The following is a 300-nucleotide window of genomic DNA, read 5'->3' as shown; positions in this document are numbered from 1 at the left end:
ATTACCGATACCGAGAATTTTCATGCTTTGCAGGCGGCCAACGGCAGCTTTTCCGCTGGCGAGGGCGGGCCACTGGCGCTTGACCCCAATGGCACACCTGGTGAGGATACCCTGACCTGGGCTCTTCCCCTCTGGTTGTGGGACGACCAGGACGGTGACGGCACTCTGGAGCAACCTTCCGCCCTCGCAACCTTTGGCGTATACCGGGGCAACGACCGCGTCTTCTACTGGCAAGAGCGCTAGCGCTCTGAAAAGGCGCTAGTCCTCCTCGGTCTCCGGGTGGTCCATGTCCAGCTCGTT

The 300-nt window shown here is 61.3% G+C and carries 1 protein-coding gene; it reads left to right on the top strand.

From position 1 onward, the window contains the following. Positions 1 to 243: DUF6701 domain-containing protein (locus E5Q11_RS17740; RefSeq protein ID WP_135804736.1), on the top strand; the 243-nt coding region annotated here is incomplete at its 5' end. Positions 244 to 300 lie beyond the last annotated feature (57 nt).

Source organism: Marinobacter confluentis (assembly GCF_004785685.1).
Taxonomy (GTDB): Bacteria; Pseudomonadota; Gammaproteobacteria; order Pseudomonadales; family Oleiphilaceae; genus Marinobacter; species Marinobacter confluentis.
Note: the sequence above shows the minus strand (reverse complement) of the source record. Positions and strands in the feature narration are given on the sequence as shown.